The 1,345-nt window shown below is 43.2% G+C and carries 3 protein-coding genes; 1 reads left to right on the top strand and 2 read right to left on the bottom strand.

The features are described 5' to 3' along the window. A partial coding sequence (locus tag ACFVQ0_RS37170; RefSeq protein WP_390093601.1) for a tyrosine-type recombinase/integrase occupies positions 1 to 316 on the top strand: 316 nt, incomplete at its 5' end. Positions 317 to 362: 46 nt separating this feature from the next. Here ACFVQ0_RS37170 and ACFVQ0_RS37165 read toward each other — a convergent pair. Together ACFVQ0_RS37165 and ACFVQ0_RS37160 are read right to left on the bottom strand one after the other, a co-directional pair. Further along, a complete protein-coding gene (locus ACFVQ0_RS37165; protein WP_376296050.1) occupies positions 363 to 626 on the bottom strand; it encodes a hypothetical protein in 264 nt (87 codons plus the stop codon). Continuing rightward, positions 610 to 1,345 (bottom strand): ParA family protein (locus ACFVQ0_RS37160; protein WP_390093600.1); only part of this gene is annotated, 736 nt, incomplete at its 5' end. The genes ACFVQ0_RS37165 and ACFVQ0_RS37160, both read right to left, overlap by 17 nt.

The following is a 1,345-nucleotide window of genomic DNA, read 5'->3' as shown; positions in this document are numbered from 1 at the left end:
GGTTATCCCCCTATCAAGAGCTGCCAGTGAGCATATTAAGCGTTATAAAGACTCTCTGAAGGCCGAGAATGAAGCAGTCTTCTTATCCAGTGTTAACCAGCGTATGACACCGAGGGCGGTTCAATATATGCTGAGCAAGTACGATGTGAGCCCGCACAAGTTGAGACATACTTTTTGCCAGAATCTTATCGATAAAGGAATTGAGATTCAAACCGTCTCAAAGCTGGTCGGCCATAAGGATTTAAATATGACTAAACGCTATATCAAAGAATCCGGACAGGGACTTGATGCAGCTATTCAAAATACATTTGATTGATAAAAAAGAAATACCCAGTTATTCGGGTATTTCTTTTTTATCGTGTTCATTTAAGATACTGTTCCAATGCTTCCTCGATCAATAGATAAATGTTCTTTTCCTGAAGCAGCGACTGCATTTTCAGTTCTTTATGAAGGTCCGTTCTTAGATCGAAGGATACCCGTTTTCGGTCTTTCTTCTTTTCTTCTTTTTTTCCACTGTTTAAACGTTCCTTGGTTTCTTCCGGTAATACTTCTTCGTTCAAGGCAAAACTGGGGCTAATGTGCTTTTGACTGCGCATTTTACTCTTGATGTCATTTACCTTCGACACGGCTGATCAACTCCTTATAGAATCCTTCGTATTGTCCCAATGCCTGCCGCAGTTCAGCGTTCTGGTTAAATCCATACAGAGATAATCTGCCAACAGGCGCCTTCCTGGTAATCACCGTATCAAATACCAGGTCCGGGTAATCTTCCGCAATTAGTTCATTAAAGGCCTTGGCATCGCTTCGCCTTACATCATTCATCGTGCGCAGCACGCCGATCGCCTGAGTATTTCTCTTTCCGAATTCATTGGCTCCATGGATAGAATCCATGAAATTCGGGATAGCTGAATAGCACCAATTTGAACATTCGAATAAAACAACCACGTATTCACTGGCACACAGTGCATTTGTTGTCTGTTCGCTTAAGGAGGGAGGAGTATCAATAACGATAAAATCGTATCTGTCCCTGACGGACTTCAAAGCATGATCTAAGACAGAACTTGGATTCCCGCTAAAAGGGATCGTATCGCCTTTATATGTTTTTCCCGTATACAGCCAGCGCGGGAAAGTTGCCAAAAAGTTGTTGGCAGGCAGAAGATCGAGGTGATCGTTGATATTCAGTATGTAGCCCTCAACATTATCTTCCTGCATCGCTTCCAGCACGGACTTGCCCATATACTCATTTGAAGGCTGCTCAGACAGAAGCTCTGTAAGGTTGCCCTGTGAGTCCATATCCACTGCAAGGACCCTATATCCATTTCTGCTCAACAAGTGCGCGAGAATG

Origin of the sequence: Streptomyces sp. NPDC057900 (assembly GCF_042887885.1) — a bacterium.
GTDB lineage: Bacteria > Actinomycetota > Actinomycetes > Streptomycetales > Streptomycetaceae > Streptomyces.
Note: the sequence above shows the minus strand (reverse complement) of the source record. Positions and strands in the feature narration are given on the sequence as shown.